The sequence below is a fragment of the Streptomyces lincolnensis genome (assembly GCF_021173675.1).
Lineage (GTDB): Bacteria > Actinomycetota > Actinomycetes > Streptomycetales > Streptomycetaceae > Streptomyces > Streptomyces lincolnensis_B.
Genome location: NZ_JAIHON010000006.1, coordinates 566,044 through 592,163, shown reverse-complemented (window position 1 = coordinate 592,163; position 26,120 = coordinate 566,044). Strand labels below are relative to the sequence as shown.

Sequence of the window (26,120 nt, the reverse complement as noted above, 5' to 3'; positions counted from 1 at the left end):
CTCCCTCGGTGATGGTCGGAGGTGACGGTCGGAGGTGACGGTCAGGTGCGGGTGCGGGTCAGTCTCCGGCGCACGCCGGAGAGCAGCGCCTGGAGCTCGGTGAGCCGCAGCGGACGCGCGAGCAGGGCGAAGGCGAGGACGACGACGGCCGTACCGGCGGTTGCGGCGACCAGGGCCCCGGCCCGCAGCGCGCCCGTGGCCGCGAGGTGGCCCAGCGCGGTGGCGGGCACGGCGGCGAGCAGCAGCCGCGCGTGGGCGCCCGCGGCGGTCGAGCGCAGGGGGCGGGCGACGCCGAGCCGGCGGCTCAGCACCAGGCCGGTCACCGCCCAGCCGACGCACAGCGCCAGGGAGTACCCCGCGGCCATGCCCGTCACGGCCCAGCGGGCCGGCAGCAGGTGGGCGGCGGCCAGGGGCAGTCCCGCGTTCAGGGCGACGATCACGAGGTTGAGCAGGAAGGGCGTACGGGTGTCGGAGAGGGCGTAGAAGGCGCGGGACAGGACGTACTGGCCCGACAGGGCGATCAGTCCCGGCGCGAAGGCCATCAGGATCCCGGCCATGGCGGCCGTGTCGGCGGCGCTGGTCCGGCCGTGGCCGAAGACGAGGGCCATCACCGGCGGGGCGAGCGCGAACAGCGCGCAGGCGGCGGGTACGACGGCCGAGGCGCAGACGCGCAGGGCGTGGGAGACATCGCGGCGTACGGCGGCGGTGTCCCCGTCGGCGGCGGCCGCGCTCATCCGGGGCATCAAGGCGGTCACCACGGAGACCGTGATGATGCCGTGCGGGACGACCCACAGGGCGTAGGCGTTGTTGTACGCGCCGAATCCGGGGCCGCCGCCCTGGCCCGCGGCGGTGGCCAGCCGGGTGGTGACCCAGTAGGCGGCCTGGTTGGCCAGGACCAGCAGGACCAGCCAGCCGGCCGCGCGCAGGGGGCGGGTCAGTCCGCTGCCGCGCCAGTCGAAGCGGGGCCGCCAGCGGAAGCGGGCCGCGCGCAGGGCGGGGACGAGGGCGAGGGCCTGGGCGGCGATACCGGCGGTGGTGCCCCAGCCGAGGACCGCGGTCTCGGTCGCGGTGAGCGTGTCGCCGCCGCCCATGGCCAGGGCCAGGTACAGGCCGAAGACGGCGATGACGACGAGGTTGTTGAGGACCGGCGCCCACATCATCGCGCCGAACCGGCCCCGTGCGTTGAGCACCTGCCCGAGCAGGGTGAACAGCCCGAGGAAGAAGAAGATCTGGGGCAGGCATTGACTCGCTCTCCCTCCTGAAGTCGGGAGATTCTGGCCTGTCCGCTCCTTGCTGTGCCGCTACGCGGCACAGGCATCGGGCGGGCTTCCGTGGCTTCCTGCTTCTGTACGCTGTGCCGGAACGGGTTCTGGTCTTACCTGCGCTCCACAGGCTGCAACCGCCAGTCCGGCGGCCTGTTTGACGTTGAGTGCGGCATTGTGGTCCCGGTCGTGGACGGTGCCGCAGGCCGTGCAGGTCCACTCCCGCACATCAAGGGGCTTGGGCCCGTCTGGATGGCCGCATGTGGAGCACACCTGGCTGGTGGGCTCGAACCGGCCGACCTTCACGAAGGTACGCCCATACCGATGCGCCTTGTACTCCAGCATGCCCACGAACTGCGCCCAGCCCGCATCGTGCACACTCTTGGCCAGCCGGGTGCGCGCGAGTCCATTGACCGCCAGATCCTCCACGGCAACCGCTTGGTTCTCGCGGATCAGCTGTGCGGAAAGCTGGTGGTGGAACTCGCTGCGCGCGTCGGCGACCTGGGCATGCGCGCGGGCCACCTTCAGGCGGGCCTTCTCGCGATTCTTCGATCCCTTCTGCTTGCGGGACAGCTCCCGCTGGGCCCTCTTGAGTTTCTTCTCCGCGCGGCGCAGGAACCGCGGGGAGCCGATCTTCGTGCCGTCGGACAGGACCGCGAAGTGGGCAAGTCCCAGGTCGATGCCCACACTCTGGTCGCTGTCGGGCATTCGGGCGGCGTCGACGGCCGGGTCGGTGTCGACGGCGAAGGACGCGAAGTACCGCCCGGCCGCGTCCTTGACGACGGTGACACTGGACGGCACCGCGGGCAGGGTGCGGGACCACTTCACCCTCACCTCGCCGATCTTCGGCAGGGTCAGCCGCCCCGAGGCGGTGATGGACCAGCGGGCGTTCGCGGTGAACCGGACCGACTGCCTCGAATCCTTGCGGGACTTCAGACGCGGCGCGCCCAGTCTCGGGCCCTTACGCTGCCCCCTTCAGCGAGGCGAAGAAGTTGCGGTAGGCCATCTCGGCATCTCTCAGGGACTGCTGCAACACCACCGCGGACACCTCGCCCAGCCAGTGCCGCTCAGGGGTTTTCTTCGCCTCAGTGACCAGCGTCTTCGACAGCGCTGCCGCGCTGGGAAACGCCGCCCCCGCCGCCCGCGCCCACTCCCTCGCAATGATCGCGTCGTTGTACACCACCCGCGCACACCCGAACGCCCGGGCCAGCGCGATGCGCTGGCCCGGCGTCGGGTCGAGGCGGAAGGCATACCGAAGCTGCATGATCCGGACGCTAACACCGGTCACTGACAGTCCGGGACGGATCAGCCGAATCCAGCTCCGCTGGAACGATTCGGCAACGCTTCGGGTCGCCAGGCCCGGATTCGCTTTACCACCGGCTTGAAGGCCAATGCACCACGCATAAACCCCGGTAGCAGCACCAGGGCCACGCCGGTCAGGGCGCCGGCCTCGGGGTCCGGGCCCCAGCCGAGGAGTCGGGAGCGCCAGCCCTCCTTGACGTCGGCCCAGGACGGGCACTGGAGGAAACCGGCGCCCAGCGCGGCGCCTTCGGGGGACGCGAGGAAGGCACGGTAGGTCTCCGGGGTGATGGTGCGCAGGGCCACCACACCCCGGTTCCGTGCTGAGCACACGCGGCTGGGCGGCACGAGCAGCGCTGACACAGTCTGAGCCTCCTTCTCCCCGGGCCGGTCGCGGGGACTGGCAGGAGGTTCACAGCGGTCCATGACCGCTCCACGCGGTGAATGTGACGGGACCATGACCGTTCCTCACCAGACGCCGTCACATCGCTCCACAGCGGCTGACCTCGGGTTTTACGGCTCTACAGTCACGACATCCAGCCCTGTTCGCCGCTCTCGGAGGTCATGTTGCCCCGCACCCGTGTACTCGCCCACGCCCGTGTCCGGGCCACCGTCATGACCACCGCCGTCGCCGCCCTGCTGGTGCCGCTCGCCGCCTGCTCGTCCGGCGGCTCCACCGGCGCCACGGGCACCAAGGTGAAGCCGAAGGCCGACGACCGTCCCGTCACGGTCACCGTCACGCCCGCGGGGAAACGGGTCCCGGCGGGCGAGCCCGTGCGGGTCGTGGCCGCGGGCGGCAGGCTCACCTCGGTGACCGTCACCGACGCCGAGGGCCACCGGCTCGCCGGCAAGGCCGCCGCCGACGGCCGGTCGTGGGTCTCCGCCCGCAAGGCCGTGCCCGGCGCGGCCTACGAGGTGACGGCGGCGACCCGGTCCGAGGCCGGAACCGCCCGGACCACCAGGGCCGCCTTCACCACCGCTCCGGCCGACAAGGTCAACAAGGTCGACTGGCGGCCGGGCACCGGCACCACCGTCGGTGTCGCCCAGCCGATCTCCCTGGTCTTCGACAATCCGGTCAAGAACAAGGCGGAGGTCGAGCGGCAGCTCAGGATCACCACCTCGAACGGCACCGAGGGTTCCTGGGGCTGGATACGCGACTGGTCGGGCCGGGACCGCGTGGACTGGCGGCCCAAGGCGTACTGGAAGCCCGGCACCGAGGTCACGCTGAACGCCGAGCTGAACGGCACCGACTCGGGCGCGGGCGGCGGCTGGTTCGTACGCGACTACACGACGGCCTTCACCGTCGGCGCCCGGCAGATCGTCGAGGTCGACCTCGACCGCCACCGGCTCACCCTAGTCCGGGACGGCGAGACGGTCCGGCGCATACCGGTCTCCGGCGGCACACCCGGCGGCGACAAGCGCTCCTGGCGCGGGACCGCCGTGCTCATGGCCAAGGAGGGCACGATCAACATGAACTCCGAGACGGTGGGCCTCGCCGACGCCTACGACAAGATGGTCGACCAGTCGATGCGGCTGACCTGGTCCGGCATGTACGCGCACGCCGCCCCCTGGAACGCCCGCTGGTTCGGCAACGCCAACCGCAGTTCCGGGTGCATAGGGATGAGCGACGCCGACGCGGCCTGGTTCTACGCGCAGGTGCGGCCGGGCGACCCCTTCGAGATCACCGGCGAGGACACCAAGGGCGTGGTCGCACCGGGGAACGGCTTCGGCGCGTGGAACGTCCCGTGGGCCGAGTGGAAGGGGATGAGCGCGCTGCGCTGAGACGGGGCGGGGCCGGAGTGGTGGCCCGGGGAGGCGTCACCGGCGCGTCCCGGTGGTGGGGGTGGGCTCCGTGCCGTCCGCGCGCAGGGTGCCGTGACCGGTCGCGGGGCGGTCGGCGGCTCCCGGCCCCTTCTTGCTCTTGTTCTTGCTCTTGTGGTGGCGGGGTACGACGTCCTGGGGGAACGTCAGCTGCTGGTTCATCCACTCCAGGGCGGGGGGCATCTCCTGTACCCAGGTGGGGAAGTTGTGGCTGCCGTGCTCGGGCAGGATCGAGGCGACGCGCATGGGCGGCTTGACGGCCTTGATGAAGGCCTGCGTCTGCGGGTAACCGCGCTCGCCGTGCTTGCTCTCGGCCACCAGGACGGAGACCTGGGGAGCGGGCAGGTGCTTGAGCCGCCACATCAGGTCGTGGCCGTTGATCCGGTCGGCGCGGTCCGGGCCGCTGCCGAAGAGGTCGCCGGTCGTCGGATCGTCCTTGACCTTGTAGTCGGGCGACAGGGCCGCGGCCGTCGTGTACACGTGCGGATCGCGCATCGTCAGCTGCAGGGCGCAGCTGCCGCCGGAGGAGTAGCCCATGACGCCCCAGGCACTGGCGTCGTGGCCCACCCGGTAGGCGGACTTCAGGGCGTCGGGGAGATCCTTGGCCAGGAAGGTCTCGGTCTGCGGGCCGCCCGGTACGTCCACGCACTCGGTGTCGCGCGGCGGCGCGATCGTCGGCCGGATCATCACCATGATGGTCGGCTGCATCCGGCCGCTCCGCTGGAGCTCCCCGGCGGTCTGCGACACCCGCAGATACTGGGCGAGGTTGAAGATGCTGCCCGGGTACCCGCTGAGCGCGACGATCACCGGGAAGCGCTGCCGCTGGTACGCCTTCTGGAAGTACTGCGGCGGCAGGTAGACGAAGGCCGGGTCGACCACGCCCGTGCGGCGGCCGATGACCTTCACCGACTCCACGCGCCCGTTCACCGCGGCGGGACCGGTGGGCAGTCCGCTGACCCGGCTCAGCTGCTCGTCGGTGGCCGGCTGCACCAGCGCTCCCTTGACGGCGACCTCGTTCCCCGTGCCGACACCGCCGCCCGCCTGCGTCACTCCGACGGGGGCCGTCTCGACGCGGCCGAAGAGCTCGCCCCACGACCCGAAGAACTGGTACGACGAGTTCAGCCAGCACGCGAACGCCGCGACGATCACCACCTGGGTCGTCCCGATGGCCACCAGCCGTGCGAGCACCTGCCGCACCCCTCGCCGGGCGAACCGTGGCCACAGCCAGACCAGCAGTGCCACACAGGCGGCGGCGAGGGCCACCATCACATAAACGGTCGTCTCGCTGGTCAGATCCATGACACTCGTTCTCCGACTTCCCTGCCGTGCACTCTGCCTTCACGCAGAAGGAGGGCCGCGGATCCCTCCGCGTTCCCCAATGAGCACAAAAAGGGCAGGGAGATGTACCTCACGACGCCACGGTGTTCTGTCCGCGGACCGCCGCGGAATTGTGCGTGATCGGTAACAGGCGGATCCCCCGGCCGCCTTCTCCCCTCTTGCCGGACGCACGGACTCCACAGCGACGGCAGGGCAGGGACGGCGGGCATGGTGCGAAGCGGCGGACGGGGATGGTACGGCCAGGTGGTCGCGGCGGCGCTCGGGGTGACCGCGGTGGCCGCCCTGGCCTCGTTCTGGAACGCGCAGGCCGGCTCCGCCGACGGTGGGCCCGGCCGGGCGGGTGTCTCGGGGCCTCCCGCCGCGTCCTCCGGCCGGAAGGCGGCGCCGGTGCCGGCGGAGATCGCGCACGCCTCGGACGGAGGTGCCCGCGGTGTCAACATCACCATCGACGACGGGCCGGACCCCGTCTGGACACCGCGGGTGCTGCAGGTGCTGCGGGACAACGGCGTGAAGGCCACGTTCTGCATGGTGGGCACGCAGGCCCAAGCCCATCCGGACCTGGTCAGGGCTGTGGTGGCGGCCGGGCACCGGCTCTGCGACCACACCGTCTCGCACGACGTCACCATGGACCACAAGGCCGAGGCCTACCAGTCACAGCAGATCCTGGACGCCGAACGCATGATCACCGAGGCGTCCGGGGGCGTCCGCCCGCTGTACTACCGGGCCCCGGGAGGCGCCTTCACCCCCTACAGCCGCCACCTCGCCGCGTCCCGCGGCATGCGCCCGCTCGGCTGGAACGTCGACACCAAGGACTTCGAGCGGCCCGGCACGAACGCCATCGTCGCCACCGTCAAGAACGAGATCTCCAACGGCCCGACCCTCCTCTTCCACGACGCCGGCGGCGACCGCTCCCAGACCGTGGCCGCCCTGAACGAGGTCCTGCCGTGGCTGAAGGAGCAGGGGTACTCCTTCGGTTTCCCCGTGCTCCAGGTGCGGTGAGCGGGATGCCGCGCTAGGACCGAAGATCCTGGTCCGCGGTGGGCTCCGGCGTCCCGGGCCCGGTCGCCGTCCAGCTGGCGAGGAGCTTGAGGCGGTCCTCGTCGGGGGTGCCCGGCTCGGCGGTGTAGATGGTCAGGCGGTGCGCCTCGTGGGCGGACACGGGCAGGTCGAGCGACTGGTAGGTGAGTGCCAGGAAGCCCGCCTCGGGGTGGTGGAAGCACTTGTCGCCGCCGTGGTGGATACGCACGTTGTGGGCGGCCCAGCGGGTACGGAACTCGGTGCTGACGGTGGACAGTTCGCCGACGAGCTCGCGCAGCGTCCTGTCGTGGGGACAGCGGCCGGCTTCGGCGCGCAGCAGGGCGACGGTGATGTCGGCGGCACTGTCCCAGTCGTCGGCGAAGTCGTGCGCGCCGTCGTCGAGGAAGTAGTACCGGGCGAAGTTGGGGCGGCCCGGTGCGCCCGCGGTACGGCCGTGGGCGAAGACGGGGGCCAACAGGGCGCGGGCCAGGGCGTTGGCGGCCACGATGTCCAGGCGGCCGTTGGTGACGAACGCCGCCGACAGGGTCACGGAGTCGAGCAGCCACTGCACGCGGGGCGGGATCTCGACGGGGGTGCGACGGCGCCGGGACACCGGCTTGGGCTGGGCGGCCCTGGCCAGGTCGAACAGGTAGGTGCGCTCGTCGTCGTCGAGCTGCAGGGTGCGGGCGACGGCGTCGAGCACGTCCTCCGACACCCCGCTGATGTGGCCCTTCTCCAGCCGGGTGTACCACTCGGTGCTCACGCCCGCGAGGACCGCGACCTCCTCCCGGCGCAGCCCCGGAACCCGGCGGCGGCCGCCGGCCGGCAGCCCGACCTGCTCCGGGGTGAGCTGGGCGCGCCGCCGGGCCAGGAAGTCGCGGATGTCGGCGCGATTGTGGGAGCGGCTTTCCATGCCGTCCACGCTACGGCCCGGAAGCCGGACAAGGGGGGTCGAGCTTGTCCCCCCTATAAACGCAGCCTCCCCGCGCGGGCGACGGGAGGGGTTTCGTGGCCCGAAACGGCCCCGGCCGCCGCGGCGGCCGGTCAGAACCCCGAGGAGTGCCCCTCATGCGCGCCGCAGTCCTGCACGCTCCCGGCGACGTCCGGGTGGAAGAGCTCGCCGAGCCCCGGATCACCGCCGCGACGGATGCGATCATCCGGCTCTCGGCGGCCTGTGTCTGCGGCTCGGACCTGTGGCCCTACCGCGGCGTCGAGCCCCTCGACGGGCCCGCCCGGATGGGGCACGAGTACGCCGGTGTCGTGGAAGAGGTCGGCGCCGACGTCAGGAACGTCCGGCCCGGCCAGTTCGTGGTCGGCTCCTTCGCCACCTCCTGCGGTGTCTGCGAGATCTGCCGCTCGGGCTGGCCGTCCTCCTGCGTGCACCGCGTCTTCCAGTCCGGCACCCAGGCCGAGCGGGCCCTGATCGCCAACGCCGACGGCACCCTGGTCCCCACCCCGGGCATGCCCGACGCCGACCTGATCCCCCACCTGCTGGCCGCCTCCGACGTCCTCGGCACCGGCTGGTTCGGCGCGGTCGCCGCCGAGGCCGGCCCCGGCAGGACGGTCGCGGTCGTCGGCGACGGCGCGGTCGGCCTGCTCGCGGTCCTGGCCGCCCGGCAGCTCGGCGCGGAGCGGATCATCGCGATGAGCAGGCACGCGTCCCGTCAGAAGCTCGCCCTGGAGTTCGGCGCCACCGACCTCGTCACCGAGCGCGGCGACGAGGGCGTGGCCAGGATCAAGGAGCTGACCGGCGGCCTCGGCGCGCACTCCGTGGTCGAGGCGGTCGGCACCCAGGAATCCATGAACCAGGCCATCCGCTCCACCCGCGCCGGCGGCCACGTCGGCTTCGTCGGCGTCTCCCACGATGTCGCCCTCGTCGGCGAGGAGCTGTTCTTCTCACAGGTCCACCTGGTCGGCGGTCCCGCCCCGGTGCGCCGGTTCCTGCCCGAGCTGATCGACCTGATCTGGCAGCGGAGGATCAGCCCCGGCAAGGTCTTCGACCTCTCCGTCCCGCTCGACGAGGCGGCCGAGGCGTACCGGGCCATGGACGAGCGCCGCGCCGTCAAGGCCCTCCTCACCGTCTGACCGGTCCCGCCCCCCACCTGCCCAGCTGCCGCACGCGGCCGACCCCTCACCGATGCGAGGCGAACCCATGTCCACTGAACCCGCGTCCACCGCCCCACCCCCCGCCGAGGCCGACCTGTCCTCCCCGGCGCCCACCCGGCGCACCTTCATCGCCACCACCACGGTGGTCGGCGGTGCCGTCGTGGCGGGCGGGGTGATCGGAGGGTCCGTCCTGGTCGACTCGGAGAACGCGGCCGCCGCCCAGGCGCCGCCCGCGAGCCGGGTGTCGTTGACGGTCAACGGCACCCGCCGGACGGTGACGGTCGACAACCGGACCTCGCTGCTGGACCTGCTGCGCGAGCACCTGGACCTGACCGGTTCGAAGAAGGGCTGCAACGCCGGGGCCTGCGGCGCCTGCACGGTCCTGGTCGACGGCCGCCGGGTCAACTCCTGCCTGACCCTGGCCGTGCGGCTGGAGGGCGCCGAGGTCACCACGATCGAGGGCCTGGCCAAGGGCGACGAACTGCACCCGTTGCAGCAGGCGTTCATCGAGCAGGACGCCTTCCAGTGCGGCTACTGCACCCCCGGCCAGATCCTGTCCGGGGTCGGCTGCATCCAGGAGGGCCACACGGGCTCGCCGGAGGAGATCCGGGAGTGGATGAGCGGCAACATCTGCCGCTGCGGCTGCTACGTCAAGATCGTGCGCGCGGTCGAACAGACCGCCGCCGGCCGGAAGTGAGGCCTGATGCACCCCTTCACCTACACGCGCGTGTCCGACACGCGCGAGGCCCTCAACGCCGGTCGTCGCGGCGGGCGTTACCTCGCCGGCGGCACCACCCTCGTCGACCTGATGCGCGAGACCGTCGAACGGCCCGAGGCGCTGGTCGACATCAGTGGTCTGCCCCTGGGCGAGGTCACCGTCACCGAGCGCGGCGGGCTGCGGATCGGCGCGCTGGTGACCATGTCCGAGGCCGCCGCCCACCCCAAGGTGCGCACCCTGTATCCGGTGATCTCCGAGGCGCTGGAGCTGAGCGCGTCGGCGCAGTTGCGCAACATGGCCACCATCGGCGGGAACATCATGCAGCGCACCCGCTGCACCTACTTCCGTGACGTGACGGCGGCCTGCAACAAGCGGCAGCCCGGCTCGGGTTGCGCCGCCCGCGAGGGCGTCAACCGCACCCACGCCATCCTCGGCACCTCCGACGCCTGCGTGGCCACCCACCCCTCCGACGTCGCCGTCGCCTTCGCGGCGCTGGAGGCGAGCGTGCACCTGCTGGGCCCGGACGGGGAACGCCGTATCGCCTTCGCCGACTTTCTGCTGCGTCCGGGGAGCACCCCTCAGCGTGAACAGGCCTTGAGGCATGGCGAATTGATCACTGCCGTGGAGATTCCCGCTCTTCCCCGTCCGCTGAAGTCGGGCTATCTGAAGGTGCGCGACCGGCAGTCCTACGAGTTCGCGCTGACCTCGGCGGCCGTGGCGCTGCATGTGCGCGGCGGGCTGATCCGGGAGGCGCGCGTGGCCGCCGGGGGTGTGGGCACGGTGCCATGGAAGCTGCCGGCCGTCGAGCGGCACCTCGTCGGCGAGCGTCCCTCGGGCGCGTTGTGGACGGCCGCCGCCGCCAGAGCGGCAGAGGGTGCCCATCCCCTTCAACACAACCGGTTCAAGGTCGAGTTGCTGAAACGGACCGTCGAACGCCAGCTGCGCGTCGTAGGAGGTACCAGGTGAGCCCCCAGCCACGGTCGGCCGTCGGAGCGCCGCTGTCCCGGGTGGACGGCCGGCTGAAGGTCACCGGCCGGGCCCTGTACGCCGCCGAACACGAAGCCAAGGGTGTTCTGCATGCGGTGATCGTCGACAGCAGTGTCGGTCGTGGCCGTGTCACGTCCATCGACGCGGACGCCGCCGAGGCCCAGCCGGGCGTGCTGCGGGTGATCCACCACGGCAACGCGCCGAAGCTGCCGTACCGCGACAATCCGGGGTCGAACAACCCGCCGGGCGGGCGCAGGCTGCGGGTCTTCCAGGACGACAAGGTCCTCTTCCACGGCCAGCCGGTCGCCGTCGTCGTCGCCACCACCCTGGAGGCCGCGCAGCACGGCGCGAGCCTGGTGAAGGTCCGCTACGACGCCGAGAAGCCCTCGACCGACATGGCCGCGGCCACGCCGGACCAACCGACCGAGTACGCGCGCGGTGACGCGGACGCCGCCCTGCGCGCGGCGGCCGTACGCCTGGATCTGACGTACCGCATGGCGCGCAACCACCACAATCCGATGGAGCCGCACGCCACCGTCGCCCGCTGGGACGGCGACAGGCTCACGGTGTGGGACAAGACGCAGTGGGTGGTGGGCACGCAGACGGAGCTCTCCACGGTGTTCGGCCTGCCCCTTGCGTCCGTGCGCGTCATCTCGCCGTTCGTCGGCGGCGGCTTCGGCAGCGGGCTGCGCTGCTGGCCGCACACGGTCGTCGCCGCGCTCGCCGCCCGGGAGACGGGACGTCCGGTCAAGCTGGTCCTCGGCCGCAGGCAGCAGTACTTCGGCACGGGTTTCCGGCCCGCGTACGAGTACCGGCTGCGGCTCGGCAGTGACCGGCGCGGGCGGCTGGCCGCGGCGGTCCATGAGATGGACGCGGAGACCTCGTCGTACGAGACGTTCGACGAGGCCATCATGCTCGCCGGCCAGATGTTCTACAGCACGCCCCACGTCGGCCAGGCGTACCGGAAGGTGCCCCTGGACGTGAACACCCCGATCTGGATGCGCGGTCCGGGCTTCGCGAACGCGTCCTTCGCCATCGAGTCGGCCATGGACGAACTCGCCCATGAACTGGGCGTCGACCCGATCGAGCTGCGCCTGCGCAACGAGCCGGCCGAGGACGAGTCCAACGGGCTGCCCTGGTCCACCCGTCGGCTGCGCGAGTGCTACACCGTGGGAGCCCGGGAGTTCGGCTGGGACCGGCGCGATGCGAGGCCCCGCTCGACGCGTGACGGGGAACTGCTGATCGGTCTGGGCATGGCCGCGGCCGTCTACGACCCCGGGCGCATGCCGGCGCGGGCCCGGGTCCGCCTGGGCGCGGACGGCACCGCGGTGGTCGAGGCGGCCGCCAGCGACATGGGTCCGGGCACCTACACCTCCCAGACGCAGGTCGCCGCCGACGCGCTCGGCCTCGCCATGCGGGCGGTCGACTTCCGGCTCGGCGACTCGCTCTACCCGCAGACCCCGCCGCACGGCGGCTCGATGACGATGGCGAGCGTCGGCACGGCCACCCTCGACGCCTGTGACAAGGTCCGCCGGCAGGCGGTCACACTGGCGGTCGAGGACGGGGAATCGCCGTTGTACGGTGCCGACGCCGAGGACGTCGTGGTGCGCGGCGGCCGGCTGCACGTGCGGGGGAACCCGGCGCGCGGGGAGACGTACCGGAGCCTGCTGGCCCGCAACGGCCTCGCCCGCCTCGAAGCCGACGGCTCGTACGCCGGTCCGCCGGAGCCAGCCCGGCACTCGTACTTCTCCTACGGCGCGGTCTTCACCGAGGTGGCGGTGGACGCGACGCTGGGTCTGGTGCGGGTGCGGCGGATGCTCGGTGTGTACGACTGCGGCCGCATCGTCAGTCCCAAGCTCGCCGACAGCCAGGCGCTCGGCGGCATGGTCGGCGGCATCGGCCAGGCGCTCCTGGAGCACACGGTCACCGACCACCGCGACGGCCGGATCGTCAATGCCAACCTGGCCGACTACCTGGTCCCGGTCAACGCCGACATCCCCGACCTCAGGGCGATCTACCTGGAGGGCGAGGACACGCGGGCCGATCCGCTCGGCGTCAAGGGAGTCGGGGAGATCGTCCAGGTCGGGGTGGCGGCCGCGCTCGCCAACGCCGTCTTCCACGCCACCGGCCGCCGTGTCCGCGAACTGCCCATCACCGCCGAGGCGTTGCTCTGACCCACGGCACGACCCGAAGCGCCCCACCCCGACCTCACCCCCACGGAGACAGGCAGCAGATGCTGAACATCGCGGACACACTGCGCCGCTGGTGCCGCGAGGCCCGCCCCTTCGCCCTGGCCACGGTCGTCGGCGTCACCGGCAGCGCACCCCTGCCGGTGGGCACCTCGGTCGCGGTGGACGAGGACGGTAACGCCGTCGGCAGCATCTCCGGCGGCTGTGTCGAAGGCGCGGTCTACGAACTGTGCCGAGCGGCGCTGCGCGACCGGGGCGCCCCGCAGCGGGCCCGGTTCGGCTACTCCGACGACGACGCCTTCGCCGTAGGACTGACCTGCGGCGGCGAACTCGACGTCCTCGTCCAGCGCGTCGACCCGCGGGACCACCCGCACCTCGCCGACGCGCTGGACGGCCGGACCGCCGCCGTCGCCGTCGCCCAAGTCGTCGAGGGGCCCGGCGAGTTGCTCGGCCGGATGCTGTTCGTCGACGCCGAGGAAGGCGTGCCGTACGGCTCGCTGACCGGGGCGGCGCGACGCGCGGTGAGGGTGCGGGCGGAGGGGCTGCTGCGGGCGGGCCGTACGGCGCGGGTGGAGGTCGGCGGCGACGCGGCCACCTGTCCGGAGCGGCTGTCCGTGCTGGTCCACGTGGCGGCGCCCCGCCCGCGCATGCTCATCTTCGGCGCCGTCGACTTCGCCGCCGCCCTCGGCCGGGCCGGGGCCTTCCTCGGCTACCGGGTCACGGTGTGCGACGCCCGGCCGGTCTTCGCCACGCCCGCCCGTTTCCCGGACGCCGACGAGGTCGTCGTCGACTGGCCCCACCGCTACCTGGCCCGGACGGGCGTGGACACCCGTACCGCCGTCTGCGTCCTCACCCACGACGCCAAGTTCGACATCCCCCTGCTGCGGCTGGCCCTCGACCTGCCCGTCGGCTACATCGGCGCGATGGGCTCCCGCCGCACCCACGACGAACGGCTGCGCCTGCTGAGCGAGGCGGGCGTGACCGACGAGCAGCTGGCCCGGCTGCGCTCGCCCATCGGCCTCGACCTCGGCGCCCGCACACCCGAGGAGACCGCCCTGTCCATCGCGGCGGAGATCGTCGCCGACACCCACCGGGGAACCGGCCTGCCCCTGTCCCGGACCACCGGCCCGATCCACCACCCGGCCCGGCAAGAACGGGGAGAGGGCGCGGAGTTCACCCCGATCACGTGGCTGGCATCATGATCGGGCGCGATCCGCCGGAGGGGCGCCGTGCGCAGAGCGGGCTAGGGTCTGTCGTTTGGATCAGGTCGGCTGCGAGTGACTGCGCCTCTCAAGGGACCCGAGCGGGGTGCGTGCCACACCCCGCGACGCCGGCGTGATCCAAACGACAGACCCTAGCTTCGGAGGCACAGCATGCAGGGTGGCCGGGTCGCGGTGGTCGGCGGGAGCATAGCGGGATGCGCGGCGGCACTCGCGCTGCGACGGGCCGGGGCCGAGGAGATCACGGTGTACGAGCGGGCGGCGGGCCGCATGACCGACCGCGGGGTCGGGGTCGCCGTGCACAACGCCCGTTACGCGGAACTGGAGTCGGCCGGCTACGTCGACGCCTCCATACCGTGGGTGCAGATCACCCGCAGCCGCTACTACGTCCGCGACGACGCGGCGGCGCCCACCCCGCGGGGCCGCGAGATCGCCGTCCTGCCCTTCCCCTTCCGCACCTACAACTGGGGCTCGCTCTGGCACGACCTGCGCGGCCGGATACCCGGGACGGCCGTATTCCGACCCGGTTCGGCAGTCGAGGTGGTCGAGGCGACACCGGAGGGCGCCGAGGTGCACACGGGCGGGCGCAGCGAGCGCTACGACGTCGTGGTCGGCGCGGACGGCTACCGCTCGACGGTGCGCGCGTCCCTGTACGCCGACGTCCGTCCCGAGTACGCCGGTTACCTCGCCTGGCGCGGCGCCTACCCGGTGAGCCGGCTGGGCGACGCGGAGCTGCCGCCCGAGGACGAGGGCGCGTACATCCTCTTCGAGGGCGGCCATCTCGTCGTGTACCGCATCCCGGACGAGGCCGGCGGGCACCGCGTCAACTGGATCCTGTACACGACCCCGCCGCCGGGCCTGGACCAGGGCATGGACACGCCCACGAGCCTGCCCCCGGGCACGGCCGGTGACGGGCTGCGCGCCCATCTCGCCGAGGTCTGCGCCGAGTCGCTGCCCCCGTACTGGGCCGACCTGGTGCGGGCGACGGCCCACGACGAGCTGTTCCTGCAGCCCCTGTACGACTTCACCGCGCCCCGGTACGCCGTGGGCCGGGCCCTGCTCATCGGCGACGCGGCCACGGTCGCCCGCCCCCACACCGGCGCCGGCGCCGTCAAGGCCCTCCAGGACGCCACGGTCCTGGAGACGGCCCTCACCTCCACGCCCACCTGGTCCGAGGGCCTCGCCGCCTACGACGCCGGCCGCGCGCCCTCCGGCCCGGTCATGGTCGACCTCGGCCGCCGGCTCGGCCGCGCCCTGGTCACCGAGACCCCGAACTGGCGGACCTTCGACCAGACGGCCCTGGAGACCTGGTGGAAGCAGGCCACCGGGACGGGCGAGTTCGGCGGGCGCCGGCTGACGCGGTGACCAACCGCCGTTCAGTACAGGTGTGTTGCTGTGTCACGGCTGTGCGACGGCGGTGTCCTGATGGGAGGACAGGCGCGACCTGAGGGCTCCGGGGTTCCTCATAGTCGACACAGAGACGGGCAGCCGGCGGAAACGCCCCCGGCTTCCCGCCACTCCCACCTCGGAAGGAACCTCCCGTGCTGAACCGCCACCTCCGCAAGGCCGTCGTCGTCACCGCCGCGATCACCGCCGGGCTGCTGATGACCGCCTGCCAGAACGACACCGCCGACACGTCGTCCGGCCGGGGCGGAGCGGACGCGGCGGCGGCGGTCGCGGAGAAGGGTTCCACGGACGGCAAGGGCACCAAGGACACCAAGGGCGGTGAAGGCGCCGCGAGTTCGACGGGGTCGGGTTCGAAGGGTTCTGGTTCGAAGGGCGGCGTCAGCGGGTCCTTCGAGAACGGCAAGGTCAGCTATCTCGCCCCGGGCAAGTACATCGTGTCCGTCCCGGGCAGGGGCGACCAGCAGTTCCTGGTGGCCGAGGACACCGAGGTCTACGGCGCCGGCACGATATGCGGCGAGGCGGGGTCCAAGGTGGACGCGCCCTGCACACTGGACCAGCTGGAGGCGGCCACCAAGAAGGGCGCGGTGAACGCCGACGTGAAGACGAGCAACGGCATCGCGACCCTGGTGACGGAACGACGTGCCGCCGCCGGGCAGGACACCGGCTCCCGCGAGACCGTCGTGGAGGGCATCAACAAGGGCAAGGGCGTCAACGGCACCTGGTTCGGCAACGTCTCCTACCTGGCGCCGGGCAAGTACACGGTCTCCGACATGAAGGGCGTCGAGCAGCAGTTCCTCGTCGCCGAGGACACGAAGATCTGGGGCTACGGCGACATCTGCGGCGACACGAACACCGGTGAAGGCGGCCAGGGCGGCACCCAGTGCACCGAGGCCGAACTGGAGAAGGCCGCCAAGAAGGGCTTCACCGCCGAGGTCGTGGTCGCCAACGGCATCGCGACGACCGTCCGCGACGACCACTGAGCCGTACCGCCCACTCCTCGAATCCCGCCCACTCCTCGAATCCCGCCCACTCCTCGAATCCCGCCCACTTCTCGACCCCTCCGCACGCTCACTGCCACCTGGCGTCGGCGCCGACCGGGGACAGGGAGGGCCGTCGCTGGACCTTCGCCTCCGAGAAGCCGTACCTGGTGAAGGCGGTCCGGTCGGGGATCGGGCGGTAGCCGTACCAGGCGTCCCAGATGTAGGTCCGCGCGTCGCCGTCCGTCCTGGCCAGGGACGCGTCGGCCAGCTCGCGGGCCTCGTCCCAGCCGCAGTCCGCGAAGACGCCGGCGCTGACGACGGCCACGCCGTTCCAGTCGTCCCAGAGGTTGAAGTACACGATCGCGTCGGGGACGTAGTACAGCCGGCGGCCGGGGCCGACCAGGTAGACCCGCAGGTCGGTGAGCGTCTTGAACCGCTGGCCCGGGGCCGGGCAGACGGCGGTCGTGGACGCCGGGGGCGCGGGGGCGTCGTCCACCGGGGGTGCCGTCGGCGGGCCGGCGGGCGCCTCGATCAGACCCGGTGCGACGGGGGTGGGTGAGGTCGCGCGGGCGCAGCGCGGCAACCCGCCGAAGTTCTTCGTACGCGTCCACAGCCTGTGGACGGCCCGGATGTTCCACTCCGGGTCCATCGCGTCGCGCGGTGTGCCGCCGAGTCCGCGCAGCGCGGTGTCGGGGATCTGGAAGACGCCCCAGTTCCGGGTGCCGTCGGCGTTCGGCACGACGTGGAGCGGGTCGAGGCGCGACTGGCAGTCGGCGAGGGCCACCGCCTGGTCGGGCACGGCTCGGAACACCTCACGGACCCGCTGCCGCACCTTCGCGGGCGCCCACGTGTCCATCCTGACCTTCGGCGCGTAGAGCGCCCTCTTCGTCTCCTCTCCGACCACGCCGTCGACGTCGAGCCGGGACAGCACCTGGAAGGCCGTGACCCTGCGCAGGGTCTGCGGCCCGAAGGCACCGTCCACGTCCAACTCGGCCCCCGTCCCGGCCAGCAGCCGCTGCGCCTCCCGCACACAGGTCCCACGCTGCCCCACACTCACCGACTCGGGACACTTCGGCGACAACAGCGGGCGCTCCTCGTCGTCGGTGGATCCGGACACGGCCGCGATGCCCCACGCGGTGGCGCCCAGCGCGAGGACGAGCGCGAGCGTGAGGAGGGGGTGGGGTTTGCGGCGGTGCCAGGGGGGACGGGGTGCGGCGGCCGAGTCCGGTGCCGGGGCCGGGTCGGGGTCCGGCCCCGAGTCCGACCCGTGGGTCCCGTCCTGACCGCTGTCCTCTTCTACTTCTACGTCTACTTGTACTTCTACTTGTACTTCTACGCCCGACTCCCGGGCCGCGTCCGCCAGGGCCCACAGCCGGTGTAATCGGCGCAGTTCCTCGGGTGACGCCCCGCAGGCCGTGGCGAACCGGTGGGCCACGCCGTAGTCCTGCGGGACGTACGAGCCGGAGCAGTACCGGTGCAGGCTGGAGCTGCCGATCCCGGTCTTCCGGGCCAGCGCGCCGTAGCTGAGGCCCGCCCGTTCCCTGAGCGCCCGCAGACAGGCGGCGAACTCTTCGAACTCCACGGGCTGCGATCCCATCGCCCTTCTCCCCCGGCTCCCTCGGCACCCACTGCCGTGCCGTCCCTCTGTCCCACCGGCGTCCCAGCGGACCACCTGACATACAAGGTCACCACGCGTTTCGGCGTCCCAGCATCCCATCGGTCGGTGATCCGTTGCCAGGCGTCGAAACGCGCTGCGAGCGTCGGCACCACCGCGGGTCCGGTGAGAGGCCCGGGTGCTCCTCAGGAGCCTCAGGAGAGGGAAGACATGAGGAATCTCAAGAAGAAACTGTCGGTCGCAGCGTCCGCAGTCGCGCTGTCGGGCGCAGTGGTCATGACCGGCGCGTCCAACGCCCAGGCCGCGGCCCTGGGCTGCGCGTACCCGTACGCCTGTGTCTACGACTTCAACAGGAACCTGATCGAGGACTACCGGGAGGTCACTTCGGGCTGGCAGTCGCTCCCCAACTCCAACGTCTGGCACGCGGTCAACTCCCGCAACGACGACGTCGTGTACATCCGTCACACCGACGGTCTGGTGGCGTGCCTGCCCGCCGGCCACCCGGAACGCGTCTACAGGCTCTACAACCACGTGCCCAACGGCATCCGTATCGACTCCTCCTCCAGCTGCGGCTCCACGCTCGTCCCGGAGTACTTCGTTCCGTAGCGGGTCGGCGGGCCCCGGACCACTTGCCGGTCCGGGGCCCGCTTCGCCGCTGACAGCCGTATGGATCCCAATTACCCTGTGCGCGAGAGCGGTTGTGTTTCTCGAGGGGGACGAGTGATGACGGGTGTCCGGGGGCGTTGCGCGGCACTGGTCACGGCTGCTCGGGGGAGGCTGCGGCCGACGGGGAACCGGGTCACCGGGTACATAGCGATCGGTGCGGTGGGCACGCTCATCGGCACCTCGGTCGCGGTCGGGGCCGGTGAGTCCGGTACGCGGCCGAGGCTCGCGGACATCGGCGCCTGGCTGACGGGCGGCGAGAAGGGGGCGGTCGTCCACGCCCACGGTCTGACCGGGGACGTGGACGGCAAGGTCGTGCTGCCGGCCGGGACGGCGGGTCATCCGGTGTCGGTCGCGCAGGACGGCGACACCACGCTGGTGCTGGACGAGCGGACCGGCGAGGTCGTACGGATCGACACCTCGCAGCTGAGTGCCGCGCAGTCCGCGGACTACGGTGCGGCGGGGCTGCAACTGGTCTCCGGCGGGGCGCAGGCGTACGTCGTCGATCCCGCGAAGGGCACCGTCCAGCAGATCGACCCGGCCCTCACGACGGCGAAGGGCACGCCCGTGGACGTGGGCGGGCGGCCGGGCGCCGCCGTGGTGGACGGGGAGGGCACGCTGTGGCTGCCGCTGCCGGACAGCGGCACGGTGGTGCCGTTCGTCAAGGGCGTGCGGGGTACGGCGATCAAGGTGGCCGAAGCGGGCCACGACCTCGTGCTGACTCTCGCCGACGGCAGCCCCGTGGTGACCGACCGGACCGCCGGCGTGACGCGGGTACTGACGGCCACGGGCGTACGCGGCTCCTTCGACCTCGGCGACGCGGTCGCCGGGACGGACCCGGCCGGCGTCCTGGTGCCGGCCGGCACCGACGGCTCCGCGGTACCGGTCCTGGCCGCCGACACCGGGGATCTGGTGGTGGTGGACGTCCGCAGCCGGCACACCACCCGAGCCCAGGTGCCGACGGAGGCCCACGACCTGGGCGCGCCCCAACTCCTGGGCAAGCGGGTCTACATACCCGACGAGTCCACCGGCCGTCTGCTCGTGTACGACACCGCCCTCTCCGCGCTCGCCGAACCCGTGCAGGTCACCAAGGGCGCGGGCGAGCTCGAACTCTTCGTCCGCGACGGCCTGTTGTGGGCCAACGACCCCGACGGCGCCGACGCCGCGGTGATCGACGCCGACGGCGAGGTCCGGCACATCGCCAAGTACCGGGCGGAGGTGCCGTCCGCGCGCGAGCCGGGGGACCAGCCGGTCGAGGACAGCGTCCCGACGGGGATCCCCGCCGGGCCTGTTCCGCCCCCAGCGGGTGCCCCGGACCCGACGGCTCCCCCGTCCGGCGGCGCCTCCGGGCCTCCGTCCGGCCAGACGCCCGGCCCCGGCCCGGGGTCGACGCTCCCGGCGCCCGAACCCGGCGCCCCAGGCGCACCACAGGCCGAGTCCCGGTCGGGCGCCATCCGCATCACCTTCGCCAAGGCCCTGGGCGCGACCCCCCAGCGCTACGTCCTCAAGGGGGCCGCCCCCGACCAGACCGTCACTCCGGACGGGGTCGGCCCTGACGGCCCGTTCACCTTCGAGGTCCGGGGCGGGTCCTGCGAGGAGCAGTACAGCTTCGTCGTGGTCGCGGAGTACGGCGGGGGCAAGCCGGACAAGGAGTCCGCGCCGTCGGCGTTGGCGCGGCCTTGTATCGCGCCGGGGGCGCCGCGGGGGCTCACCGTGACTCCGTCCGAGGGCGGACGCGGCGGCACGGTGACCTGGGAGGCGCCGCAGGACACCGACGGCCAGGTGACGTACGTGGTCAGCGGACCCGACGGAGCGGTAGAGACCACAGACACCAGCCGTACGTACGCGAATCTGCGGAACGGTGACACTCATGTGGTGTCGGTGGCGGCGCGCAACGCCGCCGGATCGGGCGGCGCGGCGAGCGGGACGCTCGACCTGATCCCACGTCCTCAGAAGATGAACATCGTGAACAACCAGAGCAACCCCAAGACCGTCGGAATCCGCGAGAAGCCCACCACTCAGGAAGGCGAAAGGGCAGGCAGCATCCCCGGCATGTCGAGCCCCGAAGTCACCGTCCACTGCAAGGTGCAGGGGGAGGAACTCACACAGGTCGGTGAGACAACCGACGTCTGGGCTCGCATCACTTACCAGGGCATCAGCGGATACACCTTCGACGCGTACGTCCATTCCCGCTTCAACCCCGACGTCTGGTACTGCGAATGACCACCCCCCACACCACCACCTCCACCCCCCTAGCCCCCCGCTTCCACGCCCTCGCCGACAACATAGAACGCGTCCTCAAGGGCAAGCGCGACACCATCGAACTCGCCCTGACCTGCCTGTTCGCAGAGGGCCACCTGCTGATCGAGGACGTGCCGGGCACCGGCAAGACCACCCTCGCCCGCTGCCTCGCCGCGTCGATCGAGGCCGACTTCGCGCGGGTGCAGTTCACCCCGGACCTGTTGCCGTCGGACATCACCGGCGTGACCGTCTACCGGCAGAACACGGGCACCTTCGAGTTCCTGCCGGGCCCGGTCTTCGCCAACGTCGTGCTCGGGGACGAGATCAACCGCGCCTCCCCCAAGACGCAGTCCGCGCTGCTGGAGGTGATGGAGGAACGCCGGGTCACCGCAGACGGCACCACGCACCCGGTGCCCCGCCCGTTCATGGTGCTGGCCACGCAGAACTCGGTGGACATGGGCGGTACTTACCCGCTGCCCGAGGCCCAGCTCGACCGGTTCCTGATGCGGATCACCGTCGGCTACCCCGATCACTCCGACGAGGTCGCGGTCCTCAAGGGGGCGGGCACGGACCTCACCCCGGAGTCGCTGACCCCCGTCACCACCGCCGAGGAGATAGCGGAGTCCACGGCGGCCGCCGCCGAGGTGCAGGTGGCCGACGCGCTGTACGACTACATCGTGCGGGTGGTGGCGGCGACCCGCGACCTTCCCGACGTACGCCTGGGAGCGTCACCGCGTGGTTCCGTCGCCCTGTTGCGGGCGGTCCGGGTGCGGGCGGCCTCGCAGTCCAGGCCGTACGCGTTCCCCGAGGATGTGAAGGCGTTGGCCGGGCCCGTCCTGGCGCACCGGCTGATCCTGACCCCGGAGGCCGAGTTGAGGGGCCGCACGGGGATGGACGTGGTCGAAGAGGTGCTGGCCACCGTGCCGCTGGACAGCAGAGCGCGCGTCTGATGCTGTCGGCCACCGGGTGGGGCACGCTGGCGGCGGGCTCCGTACTGACCGGCACCGGTTACGCGTTCGGATACGGCGAGGCCGCGGTGCTCGGCCTGACCTGTCTGTTCGCCGTCGCCGCAGCCGTCCTGTGGGCGCTGCCCGCGCCCGTGCTGGGCGCCGAGCGGCGGATCGCGCCGAGCAGGGTGGGCCGGGGCGATGCCGCCGAGGGCGTCGTCACCCTCACCAACACGGGAAGCCGCACCCGGCGGGGCCTGCGTGCCGTCGACCGGTGCGGCGACCGGGACATCACCGCCGCCGTCCCGCCGCTGCGTCCCGGCACGGCCCACGAACTGCGGTACGCGCTGCCCACCGTCCGCCGCGGCCGGGTCCCGGTGGGGCCGCTGCGGCTGGAACGCACCGACCCGTTCGGGCTGGCCCGCCGTATGCGCCCCTACGGCGGGGCGGAGACGCTGCTCGTGCGGCCCCGGGTCCGTCCGCTGCCCGTGCTGCCGTCCGGGCAGGCGCACCATGTGGAGGGGCCGGCCTCCGACACCGCCGACGACGGCTCGCTGACCTTCCACGCGCTGCGCGAGTACGTGCTCGGCGACGACCTGCGGCGGGTGCACTGGCGGTCCACGGCCCGCACCGGCACGCTGATGGTCCGCCAGATGGTCGACGTCTCCCTCCCGCACACCACCGTCGTGCTCGACACCCGGGAGCGCGCCTACGCCTCGGAGGACGACTTCGAACTGGCCGTGGACTGCGCGGCCTCCGTCGCTCACGCCGCCGCCCGCTCCCACTTTCCCGTGCACCTGCTCGGCGAGACGGGACCGCTCCTGCACACCGACGGCTCGGGCGACGACGGCGAGGCGCTCCTGGACGGGCTGGCCGTCGTGGGCCGTTCGGACCTGAAGTCCCTGGCCGGCGCCTTCGACGGGCTGGAGAACCACCGCGGGGGCGGGTCCCTGGTCGTCGTCACCGGCACCGACGACACCCGGGGGCTCGGTGCCGTCGACCGGGTACGGCACCGCTTCGACCGGGTGACCGTGGTGCGCGTCGGCGCCGACGCGCGGGGCGAGGGTGTCCGCGATGGGTCCGGCGGCGCCCGTTTCGACGTACCCCAGTTGCGCGTCGCCTCGCTGGACGACCTGCTGGCCGGCTGGCGCCGGGAGGCCTCGCGATGAGCACCACCGCCACCACCGTCCCCACCGCCGTCACAGCCACCACCAGCGCCGTCACCGCCGGCTCCCCGGTGCGGCAGGACGACGTACCGGATCCGAACCGCCCGGGGTCCGCCCCGGCGGCCGACGGGCCCGCGGACGCTGACGACAGGGCCCGACGGCTGTGGTCGCTGCTGCCCGTGGCCGCTCTGTCCGCTGCCTCGGGGTACGGGTTCGCCCGGGTCTTCCCCCCGTCCGAGCTGCTCCCGGTGCTGGCGGTGGCCGTGCCCGTCCCGGTCGTCCTGTCGGCGGTGCTGTCGGGTCTGCTCGGCCGCCGTCCCGCCCGCGAAGGCCCCCACCCCACCCGCCGGGGCCGCCCCACCACACCCCTCTGGCCCTCCGCGCTGCTGACCGTCGTCGCGTGGGCCGTCGTCGTCAGCGCGACGCTGTTCCACGAGGTGAGCGACGGTCTGCCGGGCGGACCCGCGCTGCGCGCCGCGTGGTCGGCGCTGCTCGACGCGCCGCACGCGCTGCTGTCCACCATCCTGCCCGCGCCCGGCGAGCCCGCACTGCTGGTGCTGCCGCACGCCGTGGTGTGGACGGCCGCCGCCGTCTCCGCGGAACTCGCCCTGCGCACCCGCGCCCCGCTGCTCCCGGCCCTCCCCGCGGTCCTCGCCTTCGGCTTCGCGCTGGTGCTCGGCGCGGACGGTCCGGGCACCTCGTACCCGGCCGCAGGCGCCCTGGCGGGGGCCGCCGCGCTGCTGGTCCTGGTCCGTTCACGGGTCCGGCTCCCGCTGCGCGCCCTGGCGCCGCGGCTGCCGGCCGTCGCAGCGCTCGGCCTCGTCGCGGCCCTGCTGGGCCCGCACCTTCCCGGCCTCGGCACGCCCTACGACCTCGGGAAGACGGCCGTCACGCCCCAGGCCGTACGGCCGCAGTCGACCAGCCCGCTCGACCAGGTCGCGGCCTGGATGCGCAACGGTGAGGAGGCGGTCTTCACCGTACGGACCTCGGGCGCGGCCCCCGGGAACTACCGGCTGGCGGTCCTCGACCGGTACGACGGGACGACCTGGAGCAGCGGCGCGGGGCTGACCCGTACCGGGGGCCGGGTCCCGGCGGAGAAGGGCGCCGGCCCGGACCGCACCAGGACGCTCGAACAGCGTTTCACCGTACGGTCGTTGCCCGGGATCTGGCTCCCCGCGGCCGACCGGCCCGCGTCGGTGAGCACGCCCGAGGGCACCTCCCTGTCGGTCGACCCGGACAGCGGGGTGCTCTCCACGGGCGAGGCGGTCCCGCGCGGCTTCACCTACACCGCCACCTCCCGCCTTCCCGTGTACGACGCCGAGCGGCTGCGGTACGCGGCCGCCGCCGACGACCCGGCGCGGGTGCGCCTGCCCGCCGTAGACGCGGCCGGGCGGCCGATCCCCTCCGTGGCGAGCTTCCGGAAGATCGCCGAGCGGGTCACCGAGGGCAGCACCCACCCCTACCAGCGGGCCGTACGGCTGGCCGACTGGCTGCGCGCCGGCTACCGCCTCGACCCCGGCGCGCTGCCCGGACACACCTACCGGAACCTGGAGTTCTTCCTGACGGACGGCGGGCGCGGCACGTCGGAGCAGTTCGCCGCCTCGTTCGCGGTGCTGGCGCGCACCCTGGACCTGCCCACCCGGGTGGCGGTGGGCTTCCGCCCGGGGACGCGGACCGGCGCCGGGACCTGGCAGGTGCGGGGACAGGACGTGCTGGCCTGGCCGGAGGTCAGGTTCGCCGGTGTCGGCTGGGTGCCGTTCCATCCCACGCCCGGCGAGGTCACGCAGGGCGGCTCGTCCGCCGTGGCGGCGGACGAGCCCGGGGATCGTCAGCAAAAGGACCGGGAGACCGCCGGACCGGCGCGGCCCTCGACGCCGCCGCACGCACCGCGGGGGACGGACACCGCCGCCGGAGGCGAGTCCGGTGCGGGGGTGCCCGTATGGCTCGTCGCTCCCGGCGCGCTGCTGCTGCTCGCCACGGCCTATGTGCTGTACGCGCTGTGGCTGCCGTACCGGCGGCGCGGCAGACGCCGCAACGACCCGGACGCCGGGCGCCGGGTGCTGGGCGCCTGGCAGCAGATCACCGAACGCCTCACGGAGATCGGCCTGCCCGCCACGGGAGCACACACCGCACAGGAGGTGGCCGCGTTCGGCGCGGCGCGCGTGGGCGGCGCCGTGGGCCCACGGCTGCCGGAACTGGCCACCCTGGTCAACGAGGTCGCGTACGCGGACCGCAGACCCGACGCCGAGGCCGCGGACGCCGCGTGGGCGGACTGCGAGGCGGTCGAGACGACCGTCCGGCACCGCGTCCCGCGCCGCACCCGCCTGCTCCGCCTGCTGCGTTCCGCGGCGCCGGGGCCCTGGGCCGCGTGGGGGCGGCGATGACGAAGTGAATGTGACCTTCGTCGCGGTGGCGGGTTTTCCGCGCGTTCGCCCGCGTGACGTCCGAGGACGGCGATGACCGGTCCCCTCGTCCGTCGGAGGAGGTCACAGGGCTGCGGACGGGGTGGCCGGGCGGGCGGACCGGCTCCGCGGCGCGCAATATCTGTGCTCGTGGAATGAGAAATAAGTGCGGGGCACAGCGAGTATTCCCCGAGCGCCCGGCGGAGGGAAATCATCGAACGTACAGGCCCGGTGGCACCGTGCTACTGTCGATCTCAGTTGCAGGTGTGGTTGCCAGAAGGTTTTTTCCGACGGGTTGATCATCACGGCGACACGGAATTCGCACACGGCGAATTCCTGACACCGTCTCCGAAGGAGAATTGAAATGGCTACTGGCACCGTGAAGTGGTTCAACGCGGAAAAGGGCTTCGGCTTCATCGAGCAGGACGGCGGCGGCGCCGACGTCTTCGCCCACTACTCCAACATCGCCACCCAGGGCTTCCGCGAGCTGCTGGAAGGCCAGAAGGTGTCGTTCGACATCGCGCAGGGCCAGAAGGGCCCGACGGCCGAGAACATCGTTCCCGCCTGACACCGGCGCTGACGCATACTTCGCAGCTGGGGCCCGCACCTCTGGGGTGCGGGCCCCGGCCTGCTGCGTTTCAGGGCAGCGCGAGGAAATACTCGCCCCCATCGTTTTTGGCTCGTCTCGAGATTCTCAGCGCCGCTCGACCGCTGCGGGAATTCCTTGATACGCGCCGCATCA

18 protein-coding genes and 3 pseudogenes are annotated in these 26,120 nt (G+C 72.6%); 15 read left to right on the top strand and 6 right to left on the bottom strand.

Going from position 1 to position 26,120, the window contains the following annotated elements:
• Positions 1–41: 41 nt before the first annotated feature.
• From K4B79_RS20340 to K4B79_RS20330, 3 pseudogenes are all read right to left on the bottom strand, one after another.
• Positions 42–1,250, bottom strand: a pseudogene (locus K4B79_RS20340) (lipid II flippase MurJ); the annotation flags it as partial.
• A 51-nt stretch (positions 1,251–1,301) separates the two neighbouring features.
• Positions 1,302–2,526: pseudogene (locus tag K4B79_RS20335) on the bottom strand (RNA-guided endonuclease InsQ/TnpB family protein).
• Positions 2,527–2,606: 80 nt separating this feature from the next.
• Positions 2,607–2,924: pseudogene (locus K4B79_RS20330) on the bottom strand (peptidoglycan bridge formation protein FemAB); the annotation flags it as partial.
• Between the two features lie 201 nt (positions 2,925–3,125).
• Between K4B79_RS20330 and K4B79_RS20325 the strand changes: the two are divergent.
• On the top strand, positions 3,126–4,343 hold the full coding sequence (locus K4B79_RS20325) for a L,D-transpeptidase (RefSeq protein WP_232028212.1): 1,218 nt from the start codon (positions 3,126–3,128) through the stop codon (positions 4,341–4,343).
• A gap of 36 nt (positions 4,344–4,379) precedes the next feature.
• Here K4B79_RS20325 and K4B79_RS20320 read toward each other — a convergent pair whose 3' ends face one another.
• Positions 4,380–5,681 (bottom strand): alpha/beta hydrolase, encoded by a 1,302-nt coding sequence (locus K4B79_RS20320; RefSeq protein ID WP_232028211.1) that lies wholly within the window; start codon positions 5,679–5,681, stop codon positions 4,380–4,382.
• Between the two features lie 246 nt (positions 5,682–5,927).
• On the opposite strand from K4B79_RS20320, the gene K4B79_RS20315 reads away from it, so the two are divergent.
• On the top strand, positions 5,928–6,719 hold the full coding sequence (locus K4B79_RS20315; protein ID WP_232028210.1) for a polysaccharide deacetylase family protein: 792 nt from the start codon (positions 5,928–5,930) through the stop codon (positions 6,717–6,719).
• Positions 6,720–6,732: 13 nt separating this feature from the next.
• Here K4B79_RS20315 and K4B79_RS20310 read toward each other — a convergent pair whose 3' ends face one another.
• Positions 6,733–7,650: a helix-turn-helix domain-containing protein gene (locus K4B79_RS20310; RefSeq protein ID WP_232028209.1), complete on the bottom strand. Its 918-nt coding sequence runs from the start codon at positions 7,648–7,650 to the stop codon at positions 6,733–6,735.
• A 155-nt stretch (positions 7,651–7,805) separates the two neighbouring features.
• On the opposite strand from K4B79_RS20310, the gene K4B79_RS20305 reads away from it, so the two are divergent.
• The 7 genes from K4B79_RS20305 (at position 7,806) to K4B79_RS20275 (ending at position 16,344) form a co-directional block, all read left to right on the top strand.
• Positions 7,806–8,822: a zinc-dependent alcohol dehydrogenase family protein gene (locus K4B79_RS20305; protein WP_232028208.1), complete on the top strand. Its 1,017-nt coding sequence runs from the start codon at positions 7,806–7,808 to the stop codon at positions 8,820–8,822.
• A gap of 67 nt (positions 8,823–8,889) precedes the next feature.
• Positions 8,890–9,540, top strand: coding sequence for a (2Fe-2S)-binding protein (locus K4B79_RS20300; RefSeq protein ID WP_232028207.1), 651 nt, complete (start codon positions 8,890–8,892; stop codon positions 9,538–9,540).
• 6 nt (positions 9,541–9,546) lie between these two features.
• On the top strand, positions 9,547–10,527 hold the full coding sequence (locus K4B79_RS20295) for an FAD binding domain-containing protein (RefSeq protein ID WP_232028206.1): 981 nt from the start codon (positions 9,547–9,549) through the stop codon (positions 10,525–10,527).
• The gene (locus tag K4B79_RS20290; RefSeq protein WP_232028205.1) at positions 10,524–12,722 is read left to right on the top strand and encodes a xanthine dehydrogenase family protein molybdopterin-binding subunit; all 2,199 of its coding nucleotides are present in this window, start codon (positions 10,524–10,526) and stop codon (positions 12,720–12,722) included. Before K4B79_RS20295 ends, K4B79_RS20290 begins: the two co-directional genes overlap by 4 nt.
• A 59-nt stretch (positions 12,723–12,781) precedes the next feature.
• A complete protein-coding gene (locus K4B79_RS20285) occupies positions 12,782–13,939 on the top strand; it encodes an XdhC family protein (protein WP_232028204.1) in 1,158 nt (385 codons plus the stop codon).
• 171 nt (positions 13,940–14,110) lie between these two features.
• Entirely contained in the window at positions 14,111–15,322 is a 1,212-nt protein-coding gene (locus K4B79_RS20280; RefSeq protein ID WP_232028203.1) for an FAD-dependent monooxygenase, read from the top strand.
• A gap of 176 nt (positions 15,323–15,498) precedes the next feature.
• Positions 15,499–16,344 (top strand): hypothetical protein, encoded by an 846-nt coding sequence (locus tag K4B79_RS20275; RefSeq protein ID WP_232028202.1) that lies wholly within the window; start codon positions 15,499–15,501, stop codon positions 16,342–16,344.
• A gap of 88 nt (positions 16,345–16,432) precedes the next feature.
• On the opposite strand, the gene K4B79_RS20270 is transcribed toward K4B79_RS20275, so the two are convergent.
• Positions 16,433–17,941: a helix-turn-helix domain-containing protein gene (locus K4B79_RS20270; RefSeq protein ID WP_232028201.1), complete on the bottom strand. Its 1,509-nt coding sequence runs from the start codon at positions 17,939–17,941 to the stop codon at positions 16,433–16,435.
• A gap of 228 nt (positions 17,942–18,169) precedes the next feature.
• Between K4B79_RS20270 and K4B79_RS20265 the strand changes: the two genes are divergently transcribed.
• The 6 genes from K4B79_RS20265 to K4B79_RS20240 all read left to right on the top strand — a co-directional run bounded on the left by K4B79_RS20265 (position 18,170) and on the right by K4B79_RS20240 (position 25,946).
• Positions 18,170–18,565, top strand: coding sequence for a hypothetical protein (locus K4B79_RS20265; RefSeq protein WP_232028200.1), 396 nt, complete (start codon positions 18,170–18,172; stop codon positions 18,563–18,565).
• Positions 18,566–18,784: 219 nt separating this feature from the next.
• The gene (locus K4B79_RS20260) at positions 18,785–20,845 is read left to right on the top strand and encodes a hypothetical protein (protein WP_232028199.1); all 2,061 of its coding nucleotides are present in this window, start codon (positions 18,785–18,787) and stop codon (positions 20,843–20,845) included.
• Positions 20,842–21,813 (top strand): AAA family ATPase, encoded by a 972-nt coding sequence (locus tag K4B79_RS20255; RefSeq protein ID WP_232028198.1) that lies wholly within the window; start codon positions 20,842–20,844, stop codon positions 21,811–21,813. The genes K4B79_RS20260 and K4B79_RS20255 overlap by 4 nt, the downstream gene beginning before the upstream one ends.
• The gene (locus tag K4B79_RS20250) at positions 21,813–22,979 is read left to right on the top strand and encodes a DUF58 domain-containing protein (protein ID WP_232028197.1); all 1,167 of its coding nucleotides are present in this window, start codon (positions 21,813–21,815) and stop codon (positions 22,977–22,979) included. Before K4B79_RS20255 ends, K4B79_RS20250 begins: the two co-directional genes overlap by 1 nt.
• Positions 22,976–25,360, top strand: coding sequence for a transglutaminase domain-containing protein (locus K4B79_RS20245; protein WP_232028196.1), 2,385 nt, complete (start codon positions 22,976–22,978; stop codon positions 25,358–25,360). Before K4B79_RS20250 ends, K4B79_RS20245 begins: the two co-directional genes overlap by 4 nt.
• Positions 25,361–25,742: 382 nt before the next feature.
• A complete protein-coding gene (locus K4B79_RS20240; RefSeq protein ID WP_028799214.1) occupies positions 25,743–25,946 on the top strand; it encodes a cold-shock protein in 204 nt (67 codons plus the stop codon).
• Positions 25,947–26,120 lie beyond the last annotated feature (174 nt).

What these genes read in the sequence shown, in the direction of transcription:
- K4B79_RS20250 (WP_232028197.1), top strand. Translation starts at nt 21,813, where the DNA reads ATGCTGTCGGCCACCGGGTGGGGCACGCTGGCGGCGGGCTCCGTACTG.
- K4B79_RS20315 (WP_232028210.1), top strand. Translation starts at nt 5,928, where the DNA reads ATGGTGCGAAGCGGCGGACGGGGATGGTACGGCCAGGTGGTCGCGGCG.
- K4B79_RS20325 (WP_232028212.1), top strand. Translation starts at nt 3,126, where the DNA reads ATGTTGCCCCGCACCCGTGTACTCGCCCACGCCCGTGTCCGGGCCACC.
- K4B79_RS20245 (WP_232028196.1), top strand. Translation starts at nt 22,976, where the DNA reads ATGAGCACCACCGCCACCACCGTCCCCACCGCCGTCACAGCCACCACC.
- K4B79_RS20310 (WP_232028209.1), bottom strand. Translation starts at nt 7,650, where the DNA reads ATGGAAAGCCGCTCCCACAATCGCGCCGACATCCGCGACTTCCTGGCC.
- K4B79_RS20295 (WP_232028206.1), top strand. Translation starts at nt 9,547, where the DNA reads ATGCACCCCTTCACCTACACGCGCGTGTCCGACACGCGCGAGGCCCTC.
- K4B79_RS20320 (WP_232028211.1), bottom strand. Translation starts at nt 5,681, where the DNA reads ATGGATCTGACCAGCGAGACGACCGTTTATGTGATGGTGGCCCTCGCC.
- K4B79_RS20255 (WP_232028198.1), top strand. Translation starts at nt 20,842, where the DNA reads ATGACCACCCCCCACACCACCACCTCCACCCCCCTAGCCCCCCGCTTC.
- K4B79_RS20270 (WP_232028201.1), bottom strand. Translation starts at nt 17,941, where the DNA reads ATGGGATCGCAGCCCGTGGAGTTCGAAGAGTTCGCCGCCTGTCTGCGG.
- K4B79_RS20265 (WP_232028200.1), top strand. Translation starts at nt 18,170, where the DNA reads ATGAGGAATCTCAAGAAGAAACTGTCGGTCGCAGCGTCCGCAGTCGCG.
- K4B79_RS20300 (WP_232028207.1), top strand. Translation starts at nt 8,890, where the DNA reads ATGTCCACTGAACCCGCGTCCACCGCCCCACCCCCCGCCGAGGCCGAC.
- K4B79_RS20280 (WP_232028203.1), top strand. Translation starts at nt 14,111, where the DNA reads ATGCAGGGTGGCCGGGTCGCGGTGGTCGGCGGGAGCATAGCGGGATGC.
- K4B79_RS20240 (WP_028799214.1), top strand. Translation starts at nt 25,743, where the DNA reads ATGGCTACTGGCACCGTGAAGTGGTTCAACGCGGAAAAGGGCTTCGGC.
- K4B79_RS20285 (WP_232028204.1), top strand. Translation starts at nt 12,782, where the DNA reads ATGCTGAACATCGCGGACACACTGCGCCGCTGGTGCCGCGAGGCCCGC.
- K4B79_RS20305 (WP_232028208.1), top strand. Translation starts at nt 7,806, where the DNA reads ATGCGCGCCGCAGTCCTGCACGCTCCCGGCGACGTCCGGGTGGAAGAG.